General features: G+C 70.5%; 20 protein-coding genes. 13 read left to right on the top strand and 7 right to left on the bottom strand.

The features are described from left to right. Positions 1-19: 19 nt before the first annotated feature. Genes LRD69_RS18250 through LRD69_RS18240 form a run of 3 tightly spaced genes read right to left on the bottom strand, consistent with a single transcriptional unit; the run spans position 20 to position 2312 of the window. A complete protein-coding gene (locus tag LRD69_RS18250; protein ID WP_277327642.1) occupies positions 20-880 on the bottom strand; it encodes a biotin-dependent carboxyltransferase family protein in 861 nt (286 codons plus the stop codon). Continuing rightward, a complete protein-coding gene (locus tag LRD69_RS18245; RefSeq protein ID WP_277327641.1) occupies positions 877-1566 on the bottom strand; it encodes an allophanate hydrolase subunit 1 in 690 nt (229 codons plus the stop codon). The genes LRD69_RS18250 and LRD69_RS18245 overlap by 4 nt, the downstream gene beginning before the upstream one ends. After that, positions 1563-2312: a 5-oxoprolinase subunit PxpA gene (locus LRD69_RS18240; RefSeq protein ID WP_277329779.1), complete on the bottom strand. Its 750-nt coding sequence runs from the start codon at positions 2310-2312 to the stop codon at positions 1563-1565. The genes LRD69_RS18245 and LRD69_RS18240 overlap by 4 nt, the downstream gene beginning before the upstream one ends. A 220-nt stretch (positions 2313-2532) precedes the next feature. Here LRD69_RS18240 and LRD69_RS18235 point away from each other — a divergent pair, with 220 nt between their 5' ends. The 6 genes from LRD69_RS18235 to LRD69_RS18210 all read left to right on the top strand — a co-directional run bounded on the left by LRD69_RS18235 (position 2533) and on the right by LRD69_RS18210 (position 8490). Continuing rightward, positions 2533-3204: a GntR family transcriptional regulator gene (locus LRD69_RS18235; RefSeq protein WP_277329778.1), complete on the top strand. Its 672-nt coding sequence runs from the start codon at positions 2533-2535 to the stop codon at positions 3202-3204. A 360-nt stretch (positions 3205-3564) separates the two neighbouring features. Further along, positions 3565-4296 carry a DUF969 domain-containing protein gene (locus LRD69_RS18230; RefSeq protein WP_277327640.1) on the top strand — a complete coding sequence of 244 codons (732 nt, stop codon included), beginning with the start codon at positions 3565-3567 and terminating at the stop codon, positions 4294-4296. Next, entirely contained in the window at positions 4293-5261 is a 969-nt protein-coding gene (locus tag LRD69_RS18225; RefSeq protein ID WP_277327639.1) for a DUF979 domain-containing protein, read from the top strand. The genes LRD69_RS18230 and LRD69_RS18225 overlap by 4 nt, the downstream gene beginning before the upstream one ends. Before the next feature lie 69 nt (positions 5262-5330). Next, the gene (locus LRD69_RS18220; RefSeq protein WP_277327638.1) at positions 5331-6359 is read left to right on the top strand and encodes a DUF2891 domain-containing protein; all 1029 of its coding nucleotides are present in this window, start codon (positions 5331-5333) and stop codon (positions 6357-6359) included. A 92-nt stretch (positions 6360-6451) separates the two neighbouring features. After that, positions 6452-7165: a hypothetical protein gene (locus LRD69_RS18215; RefSeq protein ID WP_277327637.1), complete on the top strand. Its 714-nt coding sequence runs from the start codon at positions 6452-6454 to the stop codon at positions 7163-7165. Positions 7166-7260: 95 nt separating this feature from the next. Continuing rightward, positions 7261-8490, top strand: a complete 1230-nt coding sequence (locus LRD69_RS18210; RefSeq protein ID WP_277329777.1) for a Cmx/CmrA family chloramphenicol efflux MFS transporter — start codon at positions 7261-7263, stop codon at positions 8488-8490. A 36-nt stretch (positions 8491-8526) separates the two neighbouring features. Here the strand turns inward: LRD69_RS18210 and LRD69_RS18205 are convergent, their stop codons facing one another. Both LRD69_RS18205 and LRD69_RS18200 read right to left on the bottom strand, forming a co-directional pair. Continuing rightward, complete coding sequence (locus LRD69_RS18205) at positions 8527-8808, bottom strand: DUF4031 domain-containing protein (protein WP_277327636.1); 282 nt, start codon at positions 8806-8808, stop codon at positions 8527-8529. Beyond that, a complete protein-coding gene (locus LRD69_RS18200) occupies positions 8805-9173 on the bottom strand; it encodes a hypothetical protein (RefSeq protein ID WP_277327635.1) in 369 nt (122 codons plus the stop codon). Before LRD69_RS18200 ends, LRD69_RS18205 begins: the two co-directional genes overlap by 4 nt. 156 nt (positions 9174-9329) lie before the next feature. Here LRD69_RS18200 and LRD69_RS18195 point away from each other — a divergent pair, with 156 nt between their 5' ends. The 7 genes from LRD69_RS18195 (at position 9330) to LRD69_RS18165 (ending at position 17666) form a co-directional block, all read left to right on the top strand. Beyond that, positions 9330-10250: a MurR/RpiR family transcriptional regulator gene (locus tag LRD69_RS18195; protein WP_277327634.1), complete on the top strand. Its 921-nt coding sequence runs from the start codon at positions 9330-9332 to the stop codon at positions 10248-10250. A 73-nt stretch (positions 10251-10323) separates the two neighbouring features. Further along, a complete protein-coding gene (gene murQ, locus LRD69_RS18190) occupies positions 10324-11298 on the top strand; it encodes an N-acetylmuramic acid 6-phosphate etherase (RefSeq protein WP_277327633.1) in 975 nt (324 codons plus the stop codon). Positions 11299-11354: 56 nt separating this feature from the next. After that, positions 11355-12893: a PTS transporter subunit EIIC gene (locus LRD69_RS18185; RefSeq protein WP_277327632.1), complete on the top strand. Its 1539-nt coding sequence runs from the start codon at positions 11355-11357 to the stop codon at positions 12891-12893. A 194-nt stretch (positions 12894-13087) separates the two neighbouring features. Beyond that, a complete protein-coding gene (locus LRD69_RS18180) occupies positions 13088-13873 on the top strand; it encodes a gamma-glutamylcyclotransferase family protein (protein ID WP_277327631.1) in 786 nt (261 codons plus the stop codon). A 522-nt stretch (positions 13874-14395) separates the two neighbouring features. Further along, positions 14396-15424: a glycoside hydrolase family 11 protein gene (locus tag LRD69_RS18175; RefSeq protein ID WP_277327630.1), complete on the top strand. Its 1029-nt coding sequence runs from the start codon at positions 14396-14398 to the stop codon at positions 15422-15424. A gap of 372 nt (positions 15425-15796) precedes the next feature. Next, positions 15797-16612, top strand: coding sequence for a hypothetical protein (locus tag LRD69_RS18170; RefSeq protein ID WP_277327629.1), 816 nt, complete (start codon positions 15797-15799; stop codon positions 16610-16612). Positions 16613-16997: 385 nt separating this feature from the next. Beyond that, positions 16998-17666, top strand: a complete 669-nt coding sequence (locus LRD69_RS18165; RefSeq protein ID WP_277327628.1) for an HAD family acid phosphatase — start codon at positions 16998-17000, stop codon at positions 17664-17666. A gap of 121 nt (positions 17667-17787) precedes the next feature. Here the strand turns inward: LRD69_RS18165 and groL are convergent, their stop codons facing one another. Continuing rightward, on the bottom strand, positions 17788-19410 hold the full coding sequence (gene groL, locus LRD69_RS18160; protein ID WP_037692815.1) for a chaperonin GroEL: 1623 nt from the start codon (positions 19408-19410) through the stop codon (positions 17788-17790). Between the two features lie 365 nt (positions 19411-19775). Next, positions 19776-19982, bottom strand: a complete 207-nt coding sequence (locus LRD69_RS18155; RefSeq protein ID WP_003967346.1) for a cold-shock protein — start codon at positions 19980-19982, stop codon at positions 19776-19778. Positions 19983-20135: the final 153 nt, after the last annotated feature.

The raw sequence follows: 20135 nt of genomic DNA, 5'->3' as shown, positions 1-20135 counted from the left end.
GGCCCGGCGGGGCCGGTGCTCAGCCCGCGCCGACGAACCGCACCCGGGTTCCCGGCACCGCCTGCGCCGCCCCCGCGAGTGCGGTCTCGCGCACGACCCCGATGACCGGGTACCCCCCGGTCGTCGGATGGTCGTTGAGGAACACCACCGGGCGGCCGTCCGGCGGCACCTGAATGGCGCCGAGCACCATCCCCTCACTGGGCAGTTCGCCCTCACGGGCACGCGTCAGGGCCGGGCCCTCCGTGCGCAGCCCGATCCGGTTGCTGTGCGGCGAGACCCGGTACGTGGCCGTGGTGAGCGTGCGCAGCGCCTCATCCGTGAACCAGGTGTGGCGGGGGCCGAGGCGTACGGGAAGGACGAGTTCACCGGGCGCCGCCGGCCAGGGCACGACATCGGCGGCCACGGGCCTCGGCGCCTCGTGGCCCAGCGGCAGTACGTCCCCGTCGCGCAGCGGGGCCGGGCCGAGCCCGGAGAGCAGGTCGGCAGACCTGCTGCCCAGCACCGGTTCCGGCAGCAGGCCGCCCCCGAAGGCCAGATAGCTGCGCAGCCCCCGCACCGCGGGGCCTGCGTCGAGCACCGCGCCCGCAGGTACGTGCACGGGTGCCCCCCAGGCCACGGGCCGCCCGTCGACCGTGACGCGGCAGGGCGCACCGCCGACGACGGCGACCACGGGCCGGTCCGCGCGGACCGCGCAGCCGGTCACGGTCGTCTCCAGCAGTGCCGCGTCCGCAGGGTTTCCGGCCAGCCTGTTCGCGAGCCGGCGGGAGGGGGCGTCCAGGGCCCCGGCGCGCGGCACCCCGAGGTGCGCCCAGCCGATACGGCCCGCGTCCTGGACGGTGGTCAGGGCTCCGGCCCGGACCACCTCGATGGCACCGGTCACGGCCGCACCTCCGCCGCGACGAAGCGCACCCGGGCGCCGGGACTCAGCAGGGCGGCCGGTTCACGGGCCGGGTTCCAGAGGTCGCCCGGCTCGGGCATCCGCCCGATGATCTGCCAGCCGCCGGGCGAGGGGCGCGGATACACCCCGCTGTACTCCCCCGCGAGGGCCAGCGCACCGGCCGGAACCCTGGTGCGCGGAGTGGCGCGGCGCGGCGTGTGCAGGTGCTCGGGGAGGCCGGTGAGATAGCCGAAGCCGGGGGCGAACCCGCAGAAGGCCACGCGGAATTCGGTCCCGGCGTGGATGCGGGGCACATCGGCGGCGGTGACGCCCCAGGCCGCCGCGACGTCGGCGAGGTCCGGGCCGTCGTAGACGACGGGGATCTCCACGGCGTCCCCGGTGTCGCGCCGCAGCGGCGGTATCCGCCAGGTGAGGAGTTCCCGGGCGAGCCGTGCGCTGCCGTCCGCGATGCCGCCCAGCAGGACGGTCCGGGCACCGGGCACGATCTCGCGTACGGCGGGCAGCTCGCCGCGTGCCCGGCGCCGCAGCAGCTCGGCGTGAAAGGCCTCGGCGTGCTCACCGGAGGACAGCTCGACGAGCAGCGCTCCGGACCCGGCGGGAAGGACGCTGATGCCCTCCGCGGTGCCCGCGTCGGCGGACGGGCGCGCGGCACCCGTGCCCGCGCTCATGCGAATGCCCGCACGGCCACGCCCGCTGCTTCGAGCGCGGCTCTGACCCTGCGGGCCAGCGCCGCCGCGCCCGGGGTGTCGCCGTGGACGCACAGCGAGCGTGCCGCGACCGGTATCCGGCTGCCGTCCACACCGGTGACGCCCCGGTCCACCGCCATCCCGACGCTGCGGCGTACGACTTCGTCCTCGTCGTGCAGCACCGCGCCTGGCTCGCTCCGTGGGACCAGCGTGCCCTGCGGGGTGTACGCGCGGTCGGCGAAGGCCTCTTCGACCGCGACGAGACCCGCGGCCGCGGCGTGGACGAGCAGGCGCGAACCGGGGAGCCCGAGGACCGCCAGGTCCCCGCCTGCCAGCCGGACGCCCTCGACCACGGCGGCGGCCTGGTCGTCGTCCCAGACGGCGCGGTTGTAGAGGGCGCCGTGCGGTTTGACGTACGCGACCGTGGAGCCGGCGGCTTCGGCGAAGACCCGCAGGGCGCCGATCTGGTAGGCGACCTCGGCGGTGAGTTCGGCGGGTGGCACATCCATGGAGCGACGCCCGAAGCCGGCCAGATCGCGGTAGGCGACCTGGGCACCGATCCGGACGCCCCTGGCGGCCGCGGTGTCGCAGACCCGCCGCATCACGGAGGCATCGCCCGCGTGGAACCCGCAGGCCACATTGGCGCTGGTGACACAGTCGAGCAGCGCGTCGTCATCGGTGAGGGTCCAGTGCCCGAACCCTTCGCCGAGATCCGCGTTGAGATCCATCGGGTTCGTCTGGTTCGTCGCGCTCGCCGGGTTCGTCAGATCCATCACGGGCGCACGCTAGCGATTGTTCAACAATCTGACAAGACCCGGCTTGGGGAGTGAGACACCCGTACGGTTCACTGGGCACAGAGTGCGCACCGGACGACGCGTACGGCAACAGGCAGGGGACGGGGCATGGCGGGGGACTGCGGGCGGCCGGACTTCTCCGGATCTCTCGGAACTGGCGGCGGACAGCGCCTCCCTGGCCCGGTCCGGCACCGCCGAGCGGGTCGCCGCCATCCTCCGGGACCGGATCACCGAGGGTTACTTCCCGCCGGGCAGCCGGCTCTCCGAGGAGAGCATCAGCGGCGCTCTCGCCGTCTCCCGGAACACCCTGCGCGAGGCGTTCCGCCTGCTCTCGCACGAACGCCTCCTGGAGCACCGGCTCAACAAGGGCGTCTTCGTCCGCATCCTCGCCGTCGACGACCTCGTGGACATCTACCGGGTCCGGCTGCTCGTCGAGTGCGCCGCCCTGCGGACGCTGGGCGAGCCGCCGTACGACCTGACGGCCGTCGAAGCCGCCGTGTCGGCGGGCGAGCAGGCGGCGCTGGCGAACGACTGGCCCGGCTGCTCGACCGCCAACATCCGCTTCCACCAGGCCCTGGCCGGTCTCGCGAACAGTCCCCGCACGGACGAGCTGATGCGCAGCGTCCTCGCCGAACTGCGACTGGCCTTCCACGTGATGGCCGACCCGCGCCGGTTCCACGAGCCCTACCTCACCCGGAACAGGGAGATCGCGAACAGACTCGCCGAGGGCGACGCGGCAGGCGCAGAGCGGATGCTGGCCTTCTACCTGGAGGACTCACGGCGCCAGCTGGCGGAGGCGTACGCGGAGCGCCTGACCACGCGATAGCCCTCCCCGGGGGGCGCTCCGCACGACCCCGCGCTTCGCCCGACGCCGCCCCGTGCGCCGCATCGGACGTTCCACAATCCGCGCCATCCCCCGAACCCCAACCCTCACGCCTCACGTCGGACTCCTCTCCGGACGAAGCAGCAGATCAGGTACATGTGGCGCCGCCCCTCGCCCGAACCGGCCGAACCGCGCACCGCTCGCCCCGGCCGCACCACGGCTCCACCTCACGCTTTGCTATCCATGTAGCCCACACCCTTGTGGGTTTGTTGAACAATCGCCTAATGTCTCGCGCACTACCCCCCGTCTGATCAGGACCGAGCAGGCCTGCCTGCACGTCCATGCGCGGAAGAAGGCCGACGCGTGATCGTTCTCCTCGGCGTGCTCGTGGTGATCCTCGGATTCGCCACCCGCCGCAATCCCCTCCTCGTGGTGGGTGTCGCAGGCATCGTCACAGGGCTGCTCGGCAAGCTCTCCCCGCAGGAGGTGCTCGCCTCGTTCGGCAACAGCTTCGCCTCCGCGCGCTCCGTGACCGTCTTCGTCATCACCCTGCCCGTCATCGGGCTCCTCGAGCGGTACGGACTCCAGGAGCAGGCCCGTACCCTCATCGGCAAGCTGGGCAGGCTGACCACCGGCCGCTTCCTGGCGCTCTACCTGCTGATACGGCAGCTCACCGCCTCCGTCGGCCTCACCAGCATCGGCGGCCCCGCGCAGAGCGTGCGGCCGCTGATCGCCCCGATGGCCGAGGCCGCCGCCGAGGCGAAGGCGGGCCGTCCGCTGCCGCAGAAGCTGCGCGAGAAGGTCCGCTCGCACGCGTCCGGCGCCGACACCATCGGTGTGTTCTTCGGTGAGGACTGCTTCATCGCCATCGGATCGATCCTGCTGATCACCGGTTTCGTGAACTCCACGTACGACCAGCACCTCGAGCCCCTGCACCTGGCCCTGTGGGCGATCCCCTCCGCGATCTGCGCCTTCCTGATCCACGGGGCCCGCCTGCTCAACCTGGACCGGCAGCTGGAGCGCGAACTCGCCGTCGCCGCCGCCGAGAACGAACTGACGACGCACGCCGGGCTCCGGACGGAGGACGCCAAGTGATCAAGTCCGAATACTTCTTCTGGCTGGTCGGCGCGGTGTTCCTCGTCATGGCCGCGCAGATGGTCATGGACCGCACCAACCCCAAGCGCTTCGGCTCGGCCGGCTTCTGGGGCCTGCTGGGCGCGGCGTTCTTCTACTCGACCGGAGTCGTCGACAAGTCCCTCCCCGCCGAACCGCTGGGCGTCGCCGTCCTGATCCTGATCGTCCTGGGCGGCTGCGGTCTCACCGGCAAGGGCGCATCGCACACGCCGTCCCGCGAGAAGCGCGCGGCCTCGGCCGCCCGCTTCGGCAACAAGCTGTTCCTTCCGGCCCTCACCATCCCCGTCGTCGCGATGATCTGCGCGACGCTCGTGAAGAACTGGAAGATCGGTGGCGAACCGGTCCTGGAACCGGGGTACGAGACCATCCTCGGCCTCGGCGTCGGTGCCATCGCCGCGCTGATCGTGGGCATGGTGCTGCTGCGCGAGCGGAGGGTCTCCGTACCGCTGCACTCCGGTCGCAACATGCTCGAATCGATGGGCTGGGCGCTGATCCTGCCCCAGCTGCTCGCGGTCCTCGGCTCGATCTTCCAGTCCGCCGGCGTCGGCGAGCAGGTCGGCAGGATCACCGAGGCGGTGCTGCCGGACGGCCAGAAGTTCGTGGCTGTGGCCGTCTACTGCTGCGGCATGGCGCTGTTCACCATCGTCATGGGCAACGCCTTCGCCGCGTTCCCGGTGATGACCGCCGCGATCGGCTGGCCCGTCCTCATCCAGCAGATGAACGGCAACGCGCCCGCGATCCTCGCGATCGGCATGCTCTGCGGCTTCTGCGGCACCCTCGTGACCCCGATGGCCGCCAACTTCAACCTGGTTCCCGCCGCCCTGCTCGAACTCAAGGACCAGTACGGCCCGATCAAGGCCCAGCTCCCCACCGCAGCGGCGCTGCTGGTCTGCAACGTCGCGATCATGGCCCTCTTCGCCTTCTGACCCGAATCACCCCTGATCCGAGCCGCCCCCTGACCCGAGCCGCTCGCCCACCCCTCTGGAGTGACCCCGATGTCCCCCGCGCTCCCTGCCGCGTACGCCCTCCCCTTCGCGGAACTGGCCCTCGCCAACGTCGTACGCGAGTACCCCAACGCCCCGGCCCACCTGTACACCGGCCCCGAGGAACTGGTCGCACCCCGCACCCTGCACCCCGCCTTCTACGGGGGGTACGACTGGCACTCCACCGTGCACATGCACTGGCTGCTCGTCCGCCTGCTGCGCCGCTTCTCCACCACCGGCGACCTCCCGGCCACGGTCACCACCCGTGTCCACGAGGTGCTGGACTCCCACCTCACCCCGGAGAACCTCGCCGTCGAGGCGGCGTATCTCCGCAAGCGCCCGCACTTCGAACGCCCCTACGGCTGGGCGTGGCTGGTGGCGCTGGCGGCGGAGTGCCGTGCGCTCGCCACCCCCGAGGGCGACCGCTGGGCCGACGCCATCGCGCCCGCCGTGGAGACGGTCGGCGAACTCCTCGCCGTCTGGCTGCCCAAGGCGACGTACCCGATCCGGCACGGGATCCACCCCAACAGTGCCTTCGGCCTGGGCATGGTTCTGGACGCCGGCGAGCGCGCCGGGCTGCCCGGCGCGGTCCTCGACGCGGTGGCCGACCGGCTGCGCACGTGGTTCGCCGAGGACCACGACGCCCCCGCCCACTGGGAGCCGTCCGGCCAGGACTTCCTCTCCCCCGCCCTGACCGAGGCGGACGCGATGCGCCGGGTGCTCCCCGTCGCCGAGTTCCGGACCTGGCTGGCCGGGTTCCTGCCGGGGCTGACGGACTCTCTGCTGCTCACCCCGCCCGTGGTCTCCGACCACGCGGACCCGCAGATCGGCCACCTCCTGGGCCTCACCCTGAGCCGGGCAGCGGCTCTCCGTACGATCGGCGACGCGCTGGGCGAGGGCCCCGCCCGCACCGCTCTGACCGCTTCTGCCGAGGCCCATCTCGCCGTCGGCCTGCCCACGGTCTCCTCCGGTGACTTCAGCACGGACCACTGGCTGGCCACCTTCGCCGCACTGGCCCTGGACACCCCGCCCGGCCACTGACCGGTCCGGCGCCCCGCCGGGATGCCCGCGGGCATCCCGGCGGAGACTCCGAGACCGTCCTGTCGTCATGGGACACCCCTTAGGGTCGTCCCATGACGGACAGCTCGCGCGAAAGCAGTGCCCCCGGCGCCGCCCATGAGGCGGGCAGCGTGCACGAAGCAGGAACGGCCGCCGACGTCCTCCGTGGCCGCTGGCAGGAGGCACTCGTCGGCGCCCGGGGCGGCGCCGACGGCCCCGATCCGCTGCCGTACGCCGACAACCTCCTTGCCCGCTGGGCCGAACCCCAGCGCCGCTACCACACCACCGCCCATCTGACGGCCGTCCTCGACCGCATCGACACCCTCGCCGGCCACGCCGCCGATCCGGACGCCGTCCGCCTCGCCGCGTGGTTCCACGACGCGGTGTACCGGCCCGACCGGTCCGAGAACGAGGAGCGCAGCGCCGCTCTCGCCGAACGCGCGCTGCCCGAGGCGGGTGTTCCCGGCGACACCACTGCGGAGGTGGCCAGGCTGGTCCGGCTCACCGTCACCCACGATCCGGCGGACGGTGACACCAACGGCGAGGTGCTGTGCGACGCGGATCTGGCGATCCTCGCGGCCGCCCCCAAGGAGTACGCGGCGTACGCGGCCCAGGTACGGGACGAATACGGTTTCGTCCCCGACGACGCGTTCCGGGACGGGCGCGCGGCCGTGCTGCGCCAACTGCTCGGACTGCCGAGACTGTTCCGTACACCGCACGGGATCGGGGAGTGGGAACCGCGCGCCCGGCAGAACCTGCTGACGGAGCTGGAGCTGCTCACCCACTGAGACAAGCGGCACGATCCGCCGATACGGGAATGACACGACCGATAACGGTGTTGGCACCTGTCATGCCCGATACCGCCCTCAGCCGCCGCACCCGCATGCCTCTGGCCGTCTACATTCTGGGCCTCTCGGTCTTCGCCCTCGGCACGAGCGAGTTCATGCTCTCCGGGCTGCTGCCGCCGATCGCCGACGACATGAACGTGTCGATCCCCCGGGCCGGGCTCCTCATATCCGCCTTCGCCATCGGCATGGTGATCGGTGCGCCCCTGCTCGCCGTGGCCACGCTCCGGCTGCCGCGCCGCACCACCCTGATCGCGCTGATCTCGGTCTTCGGCCTCGGGCAGGTCGCCGGTGCGCTGGCGCCGACGTACGAGGTGCTCTTCGCGTCCCGGGTGGTGAGCGCCTTCGCGTGCGCCGGGTTCTGGGCGGTGGGGGCGGCGGTCGCCATCGCGATGGTGCCGATGAACGCGCGGGCCAGAGCGATGGCCGTGATGATCGGCGGGCTGTCGATCGCGAACGTCCTCGGCGTACCGCTGGGGGCGTTCCTCGGTGAGAACCTCGGCTGGCGGTCGGCGTTCTGGGCGGTCGGCGCGGCGTCGGCCGTGGCACTCGTCGGTATCGCGACGATGATCCCCCGTATCCCGCTCCCGGAGGAGAAGCCGCAGCTCAAGCGGGAGATGTCCATCTACCGCGACCGTCAGGTGTGGCTGTCGATCGTGGTCACGGCGCTGGCGGCGGGCGGCGTCTTCTGCGCCTTCAGCTATCTGGCGCCGCTGCTGACGGACGTCGCCGGGCTGGACTCGGGATGGGTGCCGACGGTCCTCGCGCTGTTCGGGGTCGGTGCCCTGATCGGTACGACGATCGGCGGCCGGGTCGCGGATGCGCACCTCTTCGGGGTCCTGATGAGCGGCATCGCGGCCTCGACGGTCTTCCTGATCGCGCTGGCGCTGTTCGCCTCGAACCAGGTCGCCGCGGTCGGGCTCGCGTTCCTGCTGGGCCTGTCCGCGTTCTACACGGCCCCGGCGCTGAACGCCCGGATGTTCAACATCGCGGGCGCCGCCCCGACGCTGGCGGGGGCGACGACGACCGCCGCGTTCAACCTCGGCAACACGGGCGGCCCCTGGCTGGGTGGCACGGTGATCGACGCGGACTTCGGGTTCGCGGCGACGGCCTGGGCGGGCGCGGCGATGACGCTCCTGGCGCTGGCGGCGGTCGTGTGGTCGCTGCGGCTGCACCGCGGACGCCGTTCGCCGTCCCGGCTGGTGACGGGCGCACAGGTCACGGCGGACCGGTCGGCACAGCCGGCCGGGCAGGCGCTGAAGGCATGACGCCCGGCGGCGGGGCGCTCGTCCCGCCGCCCCCGTTCACGCGGACCCCGGGGGCGCCGGACGTCCCTTCGGGCGGCGCAGTCCGGCGGCCGTGAGCCGGCGCACCAGTTCCTTGGAACCGATTTCGCGGGCCCCGGCCCGCACCGCGTCGGCGTACCGCGTCTGCGGTACGTCGTAGTGGTCACGGTCGAACGCCTTCGGCGGGCAGCCGATCGACGCGGCGAAGGCGTGCAGTTCCTCGAACGACGCATCGCTGACCAGGTGGGACCAGAGACGTCCGTGACCCGGCCAGTCCGGCGGGTCGATGTAGACCGTCACCGGTCCAGCACTCCGTTCAGGGCGCCCACGCGTGCCACCATCACGGTCGCCTTGGTGCACACCCAGCGCGGGTCCGGGCCCAGTTCCGGTTCGACGTCGAGGGCGTGCGGGTCGCCCGCGTCACAGACCGGGCAGATCGGCCAGCGGCCGTACCGCTCCAGCAGCGCGTCCTGAACGTCCTGGGCGACCAGCCCGACCACGTACTCCACACCGTCCGGCCACTGTTCGACCCACCACCGCCGGTGTGCCACCGCATCCTCGACGAGCGAGACGATCTCGGCCTCGGCGACAGCGCCGGCGGCGAGATCGGCCATGACCAGTGCGCGGGCGGTATGCAGCGCCTGCTCCAGGCGGTTCAGCTCCATGGGGCCATTGTCACCCGTTGCGGTGACGGCCCCCGGCGCGGGAGGACCCTTCGTACGCGCAGATCCTCGGCACTGCCGGAGGCGGGGGCCAATTACCGCCAGAGGTCGGGACCAAAGGGGGTTGACGGACCGCAATGTTGAAAATATCTTTCAAATGTGACCAATGACCTGAAGGAAAGTTTCAGCGGTGATTCCCCGCCCGCACCGGCCGCCCTCGCGGCCAAGGTGCGGACCCTCGCGCCGTCCATGACGCGCTCGATGCAGCGGGTCGCCGAAGCCGTCGCCGGGGACCCGGCCGGCTGCGCTGCCCTGACGGTCACCGGTCTCGCCGAGCTCACCGGTACCAGCGAGGCGACCGTGGTCCGCACGGCCCGCCTCCTCGGCTACCCCGGTTACCGGGACCTGCGCCTCGCCCTCGCCGGGCTCGCCGCCCACCAGCAGTCCGGCCGCGCCCCCGCCGTCACGGCGGACATAGCGGTCGACGACCCGATCGCCGATGTGGTCGCCAAGCTCGCCTTCGACGAGCAGCAGACCCTCGCCGACACGGCCGCCGGGCTCGACATGGTGCAGCTCGGTGCGGCCGTCGCCGCCGCGTCGGCCGCCCGCCGGATCGACATCTACGGCGCCGGCGCCTCCTCCCTCGTCGCCCAGGACCTGGGGCAGAAGCTGCTCCGTATCGGCCTGATCGCGCACGCGCACACGGACCCGCACCTGGCCGTGACCAACGCCGTGCAGCTCCGCTCCGGCGACGTGGCCATCGCGATCACCCACTCGGGTTCCACGGTCGATGTGATCGAACCGCTGCGGGTGGCCTTCGACCAGGGCGCGACGACGATCGCGATCACCGGCCGCCCCGACGGTCCGGTGTCGCAGTACGCGGACCACGTGCTGACCACGTCCACCGCCCGCGAGAGCGAACTGCGCCCCGCCGCCATGTCGAGCCGCACGAGCCAGCTGCTCGTCGTGGACTGCCTGTTCATCGGGGTGGCCCAGCGGACGTACGAGACAGCCGCCCCGGCCCTGGCCGCTTCTTACGAGGCGCTCGCCCACCGACACACGCCACGCAGCACCCGCTGACGGCCCGCACCCCGCACACCGCGCCGCCCGCACCCTCATGAGACACGAGATCGAGAAAGCAGAGCCGCTCTCCATGACCTCCACCACCGACGCCAACGCCACGACGCCCGGCGGGCACTCCGAGTACGGGGAGCTGCGCGCCGAGCTCGCCACCCTCACCACCGAGGCGTTCCGGCCCGAGCTCGCCGAGATCGACCGGCTGGACACGCTGGAGATCGCCCGGATCATGAACGGCGAGGACCGGACCGTCCCCACCGCCGTCGCCGCCCGGCTGCCCGAGATCGCCGCCGCGATCGACGCCACGGCCGCGCGCATGGCCCGTGGCGGCCGGCTCATCTACGCCGGCGCCGGCACCCCGGGCCGGCTCGGCATCCTGGACGCCAGCGAGTGCCCGCCCACGTTCAACACCGACCCGTCCGAGGTCATCGGCCTGATCGCGGGCGGACCGTCCGCGATCATCACGGCCGTCGAAGGCGCCGAGGACAGCAAGGAGCTGGCCGCCGCCGACCTCGACGCCCTGGATCTCACCCCCGACGACACCGTGGTCGGCATCTCCGCCTCGGGCCGTACGCCGTACGCCGTCGGAGCCGTCGAGCACGCCCGCCGCAAGGGCGCGCTGACCATCGGCCTGTCCTGCAACGCGGACTCGGCGCTCGGCGCCGCGTCCGAGCACCCCCTCGAGATCGTCGTCGGCGCCGAACTTCTCACCGGCTCCACCCGCCTCAAGGCCGGCACGGCGCAGAAGCTCGTCCTCAACATGCTGTCGACGATCACGATGATCCGGCTCGGCAAGACGTACGGAAACCTCATGGTCGACGTCCGCGCGTCCAACGAGAAGCTGCGCGCCCGGTCCCGCCGGATCGTCGCGCTCGCCACCGGCGCCTCCGACGAGGAGATCGAGGCCGCACTCGCCGCCACCGACGGCGAGGTGAAGAACGCGATCCTCACCATCCTCGGCCGGGTCGACGGCCCCACCGCCGCCACCCTCCTGTCCGCATCCGACGGCCACCTCCGTGCCGCCCTCGCGGCCGCACCGCGCACCACCTGACCCCTCCCCATCCGGGGAACCGCTCCACACCCCCGCACAGCAAGGCACCACGCACCATGGCTACAGAAGACAAGAACCGCGCCACTGCCGCCGCGATCCTTCCGCTCGTCGGTGGCGCCGCAAACGTCAGCTCCGTCGTCCACTGCATGACCCGGCTCCGGCTGGGTCTGAACGACCGCTCGCTCGTCGACGACGAGGCCCTGAAGGCGCTCCCCGCCGTCATGGGTGTGGTCGAGGACGAGACGTACCAGATCGTCCTCGGCCCGGGCACCGTCGCCCGGGTCACCCCGGAGTTCGAGAAGCTGGTGGAGGAGGGCCGGGCGGCAACCCCGGAACCCGCCGCCACCGCCGCGGCTCCTGCCCCGGCCCCGGCCGCCGGGGACGAACTCGCCGCGCAGGGCGCCGCGATCAGGGCAGCCCGGAAGGCGAAGAACGCCACCCCGTTCAAGCTGTTCCTCCGGAAGATCGCCAACATCTTCGTCCCGCTGATCCCCGCCCTCATCGGCTGCGGCATCATCGCCGGCCTCAACGGCCTGCTGAAGAACCTGGGCTGGCTGACGTCGGTCACTCCCGCCCTCGGCGCCATGGCGTCCGGCTTCATGGCACTGATCGCCGTCTTCGTCGGCTACAACACGGCGAAGGAGTTCGGCGGCACGCCGATCCTCGGCGGTGCGGTCGCCGCGATCATCGTCTTCCCGGGCGTCGCGGACATCGAGGCGTTCGGCCAGAAGCTCTCCCCCGGCCAGGGCGGTGTGCTGGGCGCCCTCGGCGCGGCGATCCTCGCGGTGTACGTGGAGAAGTGGTGCCGGCGCTGGGTCCCGGAGGCACTGGACGTCCTGGTCACCCCGACGCTGACGGTGCTGGTCTCCGGCCTGGTGACGATCTTCGGCCTGATGTACGTGGCCGGTGAGGTCTCCACCGCGATCGGCGACTTCGCCGACTGGCTGCTGTCCAACGGCGGTGCGGGTGCGGGCCTGGTCCTCGGCGGGTTCTTCCTCCCGCTGGTCATGCTGGGCCTGCACCAGGCGCTGATCCCGATCCACACCACGCTGATCGAGCAGCAGGGTTACACGGTCCTCCTCCCGATCCTCGCCATGGCGGGCGCGGGCCAGGTCGGCGCGTCGATCGCGGTCTACCTCCGCCTCCCCCGCAACGAGTCGATCCGCAGGACGATCAAGTCGGCGCTCCCGGCAGGCCTGCTGGGCGTGGGCGAGCCCCTGATCTACGGTGTCTCGCTGCCCCTCGGCCGCCCGTTCATCACCGCGTGTGTGGGCGGTGCGTTCGGCGGCGCGTTCGTCGGCTTCTTCAACCAGCTCGGCAGCGCGGTCGGCTCCACGGCGATCGGCCCGTCCGGCTGGGCGCTGTTCCCGCTCCTGGACGGCAACCACGGCCTGGGCACGACGATCGCGATCTACGCGGGCGGCCTGCTGGTCGGCTACCTCGCGGGCTTCGTCGCCACGTACTTCTTCGGCTTCAGCAAGGACCTGCTGGCGGAGTTCAACGTGTCGCAGGAGCCGGCGGCTTCGACGGTCGCGGCAACGGGCACCCCGGCCGCCCCGGTCACCGGCCCGGCAGCGGAACCGGCCCGCGCCTGATCCCGTAACGCGACGGAGGGCGGCACCCCGGCCGGGGTGCCGCCCTCCGTCGCGTCGCGGGTCCGGCGGCCATGAGCCGGACTCGACGCGTGTCGCATCGCATCCCCTTGGTGGCGAACGTGATGATGGCGTACGCAGGTCAAGGTGGGCTCTGACAAGACCCCTCTCCTATGCCGTGCAGCCTGGAGAAACAGATGAACCCTGAGTGCACCGTCGAACGGCGCAAAGCGATTCAGCTGGGCGGGGCCATCGCACTCGGGGCGCGCAGCGCATTCGTGGGCACCTACAGGGATACGGGCCCTCCGAAGACCGGACCGGCGGAACGTCCTGAACCCTTGCCGCCGATCACGGGGCGCAACCATGTCTTCGGGTACGGATCCCTGATTCAGCGGGAATCGCGGACCTCGACCTGGCCCGAGGCGGAAAAAGCTGCACCCGCGGTGGTTCGGGGAATCAGTCGTGGCTGGTACGACCGCGTGGACACGGTCAGTTGGGGCCCTACATACCTGGGGGCCGTCCCCATGAAGGGCGCCACATGCAATGGCGTCGTCTTCTCCGTCACACCGGAGGAGCTCAGGGCCTTCGCGCGACGTGAATCCGGGTACCGGCTCACACGGATCCCGTCACGCGACATCGCCATGCTGGATGGCAGCAAAAGCCCACCGGTCGGCACCGTGTGGTATTTCGCCAACGTCACCCGACGTTATCCGAGCGAGCGTTTCCCCATCGTCCAGTCGTATGTCGACGTATGCCTGGACGGCTGCCTGGAAAACGAGGACAGCTATCCAGAAGCCCGAGCATCTCAATTCGCCAAGGAATTCATCAGAACCACGTCCGACTGGCAGACGCCGTGGTTCAACGACCGCATCTACCCCTGGCGGCCGTTCGTGTACGTTCCCCGCGCCAACGCCATCGACACACTGATTCGTGACGAACTCGGAGAGAAGCTCTTCGGGGAGATCACGCTCCCCCGCCGCTGAACCCGACCGGGCCGGAACCACCGCGTGACGATCGGCCCCACGGCGGGCCGGTCCCGGTGGTACGACCGACCGGGCGGTGGTGCGGCCCGCCCACGCCGGTGCGGGAGAGCGTCAGGAACGTTTCGAAACTTTCGGTGAGTTGACTCCCGAATCCGGGTCTCCACATTGCGCCGTCTCGCGATCAACCCCTACTTGATCAGCCAGGAATGGCGCTGACCAGGCATATTGCTTCGTCCAGGAATTTCTTGGCACGCGAATATTTCGCAACTCTTGCCGAAACTGTTGACAGTTGTCAGGGGCAGATCAACACTGTTCGCCGTTGACAGACCTCAACAACTGTTGAACCGGGTCGCCACCGCGACCTCGTTCTCCGGTCGCCGAGCGCGCGACGACCGGGCCGTGCCCCGCTGCGTTGCGCGACACCAGCGCGCGGTCGACGTCACCTCTTGGCCGGCGACAACCCTGCCAGGTCGTGTCGCGCCGCCCGCCCCTCACCAGCCTTCACCAGGAGGAAACCCGCACATGAACACACTCGTTCATCCGAAGAGACACAGACGTGGTCGCCTCACGCTGCTCATCAGGAGTGTCTGGGCCATTGCGCTGGCCGCGGTGGCCGCGATGATCCTGCCCGTCGTCGCCCATGCCGACACGACGGTCACCACGAATCAAACCGGCACCAACAACGGCTACTACTACTCGTTCTGGTCCGATGGCGGTGGTTCGGTCTCCATGAACCTGGGCTCCGGCGGCAATTACAGCACCTCGTGGAGCAACGTCGGCAACTTCGTCGCCGGCAAGGGCTGGAGTACCGGCGGGCGCAAGAGTGTGAACTATTCGGGCAGCTTCAACCCGTCCGGCAACGCGTACCTGGCCCTCTACGGGTGGACGACCAACCCGCTCGTGGAGTACTACGTCGTCGACAACTGGGGCACCTACCGGCCCACGGGAACATTCAAGGGAACGGTCACCAGCGACGGCGGTACGTACGACATCTACGAGACGACGCGCACCAACGCCCCCTCCATCGAAGGCACCAAGACCTTCAAGCAGTACTGGAGTGTCCGGCAGTCGAAGAAGACAGGCGGAACCATCACCACCGGCAACCACTTCGACGCGTGGGCCGGCAAGGGAATGAGTCTCGGCAGCTTCAACTACATGGTGCTCGCAACTGAGGGGTACCAGAGCAGCGGGAACTCCAACATCACACTGAGCGACTCCGGCGGCGGCACAGGCGGCGGCACCGGGGGCGGCACAGGCGGCGGCACCGGCGGCGGTTCCGGTGGCGGCGGCTGCACCGCGACCCTGTCCGCGGGCGACAAGTGGAGCGACCGGTACAACCTCAACGTCTCGGTCAGCGGCTCCAGCAATTGGACCGTGACCATGAACGTTCCGTCCCCGGAGAAGATCATCGCAAGCTGGAACATCAGCGCCAGCTACCCCAGCGCCCAAGTGCTGACCGCCAAACCCAACGGCAACGGCAACAACTGGGGCGTCACCCTCCAGACCAACGGCACCTGGACCTGGCCGACAGTCACCTGCAGCGCCGGCTGACACCCGGACCACCGCACCCGTGGCGCGGCTCCCCACGGCCGCCGCGCCACGGGGGCGGTTCGGACCGCGTGGACGCGAAACGAGGATGCGCGGCTCGAACGCCCCGGGGCTCAAGCCCCGTGCCCCGAGCCCTCTTTTCATGGAATGGGTGGAGGGCTCTCTGCCCACCCACCCTCCCCAGCAGCCGCGTTCACTTTTCGTGACCGGCTTGCCACACACGGTGCGGACGCTCTAGCGTTCCGGACAACGAACGACCCCTGCCGGTGCTGGAACACCGAACAGGGGTCTGACCAACGAGATCGAAAAGGCGATCCAATGGCTGACAGTCAGCTTAGTGCTGCCGCGTGCCCTCCGCACGTACCGTCGCACCCGATGGCCAATCCGGGATACGGCAAGCGGTCCGCTTCTCACCAACACCCTCGTACCGCAACCGATTTCAGGCATTTGCCGCCGCGCGAGGCCGCCGTCGCGGCCTATGTCGACCGGCTGCCGGACGGCGCCGACATCTCCGTGAAGACGCTGGCCAAGGTGCTGCCGTACGGACAGTGCGCACTGCGGACCGCGCTGAACAACCTTCAGCGGGCCGGGCATCTGCGCCGGGGCAGCGAGCACGTCATCGGCTCGGGCAGCGCGCACTGGGTGACGCGCACGTTCTTCTCCCGCACACCCCGCGACGACGCATGGTGGGCGGCGTTCACCAGGGGCGACACACCGCCGGAGCAGCAGCGGAAGACCCGTTCCCGGGCGTTCGTCCTGCTGGCCGCGCTCGGCCGTACCGCACCCGCACTGAGTCTGTCGGCGACGGGCTGCGCGGCGCTGGAGCCGTACGTCACGGTCTGGTTCGACCGGGGCGCCACCGAGGCACAGCTGCTGCACGCACTCACCGACGGGCTGCCGGTACCGGTGCATCACGCGGCGGCGCTGGTCCGCAGCCGACTGACCGCGAAAATGCCACCCGAACGGGTCGCTCCGTCCGCCCCACGCGCCGTGCTGCGGGTCCTGGAGTGCGCGAAGTGCGGCGCACCGGGGCGGGCGGAGGCGCTCCCCGGCGGGGAGTGCGGACTGTGCCGGGGTGAGCACGTCCCCGTACCGTCGGGCAGCCGCGGGATCCCGGCCGGCGAAGTCCGCGGCCGGATGGCCCAGGTGCGCGCGGCGATGGGCCCCCGCCCCGCAAGGTCACGGACATGACGGTCCGGGCCACCGTCATACCGAGGGCTCGGACCGCAAGCCCTTTGCGGGCCGGGGGCATGACGGGCGGTCACACCTCGACGAGGTTGCCCGTGGTGGCTGCCGGTACGACAGCGGCGGCGGAGACACGGCGGGCGAGCACTCCGGCCACATGACGGTCTCGAAGATGGTGCGGCCCCAGTCGTCGGGCATCTCGTCGGCGACCTTCGTGGTGCCCAGCGCGACGGCCCCGCACCGAGCCCCCTCGACGGGCCCTCGGCCCGGGCCCCGCGCGGCCGGTTCACGGCGCGTCCACGAGAAGTTTCCTACCGACCAGTAGACATGGGGCCCGACCCCGTCGAGGGTTGAGCGCGTGCATGCCAAAGTCGACCCAGGAGACACCCTCATGAGCCGAACTCGAAGCCGTACCCGGTCCATCCGTACGGCCGGTGCCGTCGCCGCCGCGGCAGCCGTTCTCGCCCTCGCCGTACCCGCAGGCACCGCCCAGGCCGCCCCCGCGTCCTCGCCCGCCGCCACCGCGACGTGGGCCCCCGGCGGAAACGCCGCCATCCTGGGCATCGACTACGGCACCTGGCAGCGCGATGTCGCCGCGGTCATCGACGTGGCCCGTCCCTACATTCAGCAGCGCATCGCGCAGACACCCGCGGGCCAGAAGCCGGCGATCGTCCTCGACATCGACAACTCGTCGCTGGAGACGGACTTCCACTACTTCTGGACGTTCCCCACCCCGGCGATCGCCAAGGTCCGCGATCTGGTGCAGTACGCCGACTCCCAGGGCGTCGCCATCTTCTTCGTCACCGCCCGCCCGGGCATCATCGCCTCCCTGACGCAGTACAACCTCACCGCGGTCGGCTACCCGGTGACCGGGCTCTACGTCCGCGACCTGCCCGACCTCTTCGACGAGGTCAGCGCGTACAAGACCGCCAAGCGCGCCGAGATCGAGGCCCGGGGCTACACGATCATCGCCAACATCGGCAACAACGACAGCGACCTGGTGGGCGGTCACGCCGAGCGGACGTTCAAGCTCCCGGACTACGACGGCAAGCTCTCCTGACCGCTGACCGCTGACCGGCCGTCACCGCCGCAGTTGCAGCCGTCGCGAACACGGCATCGGCCCCCGGGACCAGTAAAGGTCCCGGGGGCCGATGTGCGATCGAACTACTGATCCGTCAGGATCAGAAGTCCATGTCACCGCCCGGCATGCCGCCCGGAGCGGCCGCAGAGGCCTTCTCCGGCTTGTCGGCGATGACGGCCTCGGTGGTCAGGAACAGCGCGGCGATCGACGCGGCGTTCTGCAGAGCGGAGCGCGTGACCTTCGCCGGGTCGAGAATGCCCTCGGCGATCATGTCGACGTACTCGCCGGTCGCGGCGTTGAGGCCGTGACCGATCGGCAGGTTGCGCACCTTCTCGACGACGACGCCACCCTCGAGACCACCGTTGACGGCGATCTGCTTGAGCGGGGCCTCCAGCGCCAGCTTGACGGCGTTGGCGCCGGTCGCCTCGTCACCCGAGAGCTCCAGCTTCTCGAAGACGGCGGAAGCCTGCAGCAGCGCGACGCCACCACCGGCGACGATGCCCTCTTCGACGGCCGCCTTCGCGTTGCGAACGGCGTCCTCGATGCGGTGCTTGCGCTCCTTGAGCTCGACCTCGGTGGCGGCACCGGCCTTGATGACGGCCACGCCGCCGGCCAGCTTCGCCAGGCGCTCCTGGAGCTTCTCGCGGTCGTAGTCCGAGTCGGAGTTCTCGATCTCGGCACGGATCTGGTTGACGCGACCCTGAACCTGGTCGCTGTCACCGGCACCGTCGACGATCGTGGTCTCGTCCTTGGTGATGACGACCTTGCGGGCGCGGCCCAGCAGGTCCAGGCCGGCGTTCTCGAGCTTGAGACCGACCTCCTCGGAGATGACCGTGCCACCGGTGAGGATGGCGATGTCGCCGAGCATGGCCTTGCGGCGGTCACCGAAGCCCGGAGCCTTGACGGCGACGGACTTGAAGGTGCCACGGATCTTGTTGACGACCAGGGTCGACAGGGCCTCGCCCTCGACGTCCTCGGCGATGATCAGCAGCGGCTTGCCGGACTGCATGACCTTCTCCAGCAGCGGAAGGAGGTCCTTCACGTTGCTGACCTTGGAGTTGACGATGAGGATGTACGGGTCGTCCAGGGACGACTCCATGCGCTCCATGTCGGTGGCGAAGTACGCCGAGATGTAGCCCTTGTCGAAGCGCATACCCTCGGTGAGCTCCAGCTCCAGACCGAAGGTCTGGGACTCCTCGACGGTGATGACGCCTTCCTTGCCGACCTTGTCCATCGCCTCGGCGATGAGCTCGCCGATCTGGGTGTCGGCGGCGGAGATGGAGGCCGTCGAAGCGATCTGCTCCTTGGTCTCCACGTCCTTGGCCTGCTCCAGCAGAGCGGCGGAGACGGCCTCGACGGCCTTCTCGATGCCCCGCTTGAGGGCCATCGGGTTGGCACCCGCGGCGACGTTGCGCAGGCCCTCGCGGACGAGCGCCTGGGCGAGAACGGTGGCGGTGGTCGTACCGTCGCCGGCGACGTCGTCCGTCTTCTTGGCGACTTCCTTGACCAGCTCGGCGCCGATCTTCTCGTACGGGTCCTCGAGCTCGATCTCCTTGGCGATGGAAACACCATCGTTGGTGATCGTGGGCGCGCCCCACTTCTTCTCGAGGACGACGTTGCGGCCCTTGGGGCCAAGGGTGACCTTGACGGCGTCGGCGAGCTGGTTCATCCCGCGCTCGAGACCGCGCCGTGCCTCCTCGTCGAACGCGATGATCTTGGCCATGTGAAGTGGTCCTCCCGGACAGGGGTGGATTTCTCCGGACCGAGTGGCGCCCGCGACGGACGGCCTGCGCGCCCGGCGGTTCCTTGCCCCACCAGGCCTGCGGGCCTCACCGGCCCGGTCCAAATTCTGTCACTCTCACCTGGAGAGTGCTAACGCCAATGATTAGCACTCGACCCTCACGAGTGCAAGCGCCCCCGGCGGTTGTGGACAACCCGGAAGCCGGGCGCCGGCACATCGGGCAAGGGGCGGCCCGACGGACGGGGCACCGAGGCGGCGTGGCGCGCGGGGCACGCGTGAAGGGCCCGTCCCCTGGCGGGTACGGACCCTTCATGCGTGAGTGGTGTCGTTGGCCGACTGCGCCGAGCTCAGCCGACGGCGAGCTTGACCATGTCCGCCTGCGGCCCCTTCTGGCCCTGCGAGATTTCGAATTCAACTCGCTGACCCTCTTCGAGGGTGCGGTACCCGTCCATCTGGATCGCGCTGTAGTGGACGAAAACATCCGCACCACCGTCGACCGCGATGAAGCCGTACCCCTTCTCCGCGTTGAACCACTTGACGGTGCCCTGAGCCATGCCTAACTCCCCTATTACTGGCCCTTGCACAGGACCGCACTTCGCGGACCCGGGTCAGAACTCACCCTCCGACAGGAGAGGGTGCGTGCGCCGGAACGCGTCGACCGCGGCTGAATGTATCTGCCCAACTGCCCTCTGCAACAGGTCAATCGG

The sequence above is a fragment of the Streptomyces sp. JH14 genome, assembly GCF_029428675.1.
In the GTDB taxonomy this organism is placed as follows: domain Bacteria; phylum Actinomycetota; class Actinomycetes; order Streptomycetales; family Streptomycetaceae; genus Streptomyces.
The sequence above is the reverse complement of the archived record's forward strand: the minus strand, read 5'-3'. Positions and strand labels throughout refer to the sequence as shown.

Bases quoted from the DNA above. Each gene is read 5' to 3' on its own strand.
- murQ (WP_277327633.1), top strand. From the start codon at position 10,324: ATGACCTCCACCACCGACGCCAACGCCACGACGCCCGGCGGGCACTCC.
- LRD69_RS18215 (WP_277327637.1), top strand. From the start codon at position 6,452: ATGACGGACAGCTCGCGCGAAAGCAGTGCCCCCGGCGCCGCCCATGAG.
- LRD69_RS18180 (WP_277327631.1), top strand. From the start codon at position 13,088: ATGAACCCTGAGTGCACCGTCGAACGGCGCAAAGCGATTCAGCTGGGC.
- LRD69_RS18170 (WP_277327629.1), top strand. From the start codon at position 15,797: ATGGCCAATCCGGGATACGGCAAGCGGTCCGCTTCTCACCAACACCCT.
- groL (WP_037692815.1), bottom strand. From the start codon at position 19,410: ATGGCCAAGATCATCGCGTTCGACGAGGAGGCACGGCGCGGTCTCGAG.
- LRD69_RS18185 (WP_277327632.1), top strand. From the start codon at position 11,355: ATGGCTACAGAAGACAAGAACCGCGCCACTGCCGCCGCGATCCTTCCG.
- LRD69_RS18165 (WP_277327628.1), top strand. From the start codon at position 16,998: ATGAGCCGAACTCGAAGCCGTACCCGGTCCATCCGTACGGCCGGTGCC.
- LRD69_RS18220 (WP_277327638.1), top strand. From the start codon at position 5,331: ATGTCCCCCGCGCTCCCTGCCGCGTACGCCCTCCCCTTCGCGGAACTG.
- LRD69_RS18245 (WP_277327641.1), bottom strand. From the start codon at position 1,566: ATGAGCGCGGGCACGGGTGCCGCGCGCCCGTCCGCCGACGCGGGCACC.
- LRD69_RS18210 (WP_277329777.1), top strand. From the start codon at position 7,261: ATGCCTCTGGCCGTCTACATTCTGGGCCTCTCGGTCTTCGCCCTCGGC.
- LRD69_RS18155 (WP_003967346.1), bottom strand. From the start codon at position 19,982: ATGGCTCAGGGCACCGTCAAGTGGTTCAACGCGGAGAAGGGGTACGGC.
- LRD69_RS18240 (WP_277329779.1), bottom strand. From the start codon at position 2,312: ATGGATCTCAACGCGGATCTCGGCGAAGGGTTCGGGCACTGGACCCTC.
- LRD69_RS18175 (WP_277327630.1), top strand. From the start codon at position 14,396: ATGAACACACTCGTTCATCCGAAGAGACACAGACGTGGTCGCCTCACG.
- LRD69_RS18200 (WP_277327635.1), bottom strand. From the start codon at position 9,173: ATGGAGCTGAACCGCCTGGAGCAGGCGCTGCATACCGCCCGCGCACTG.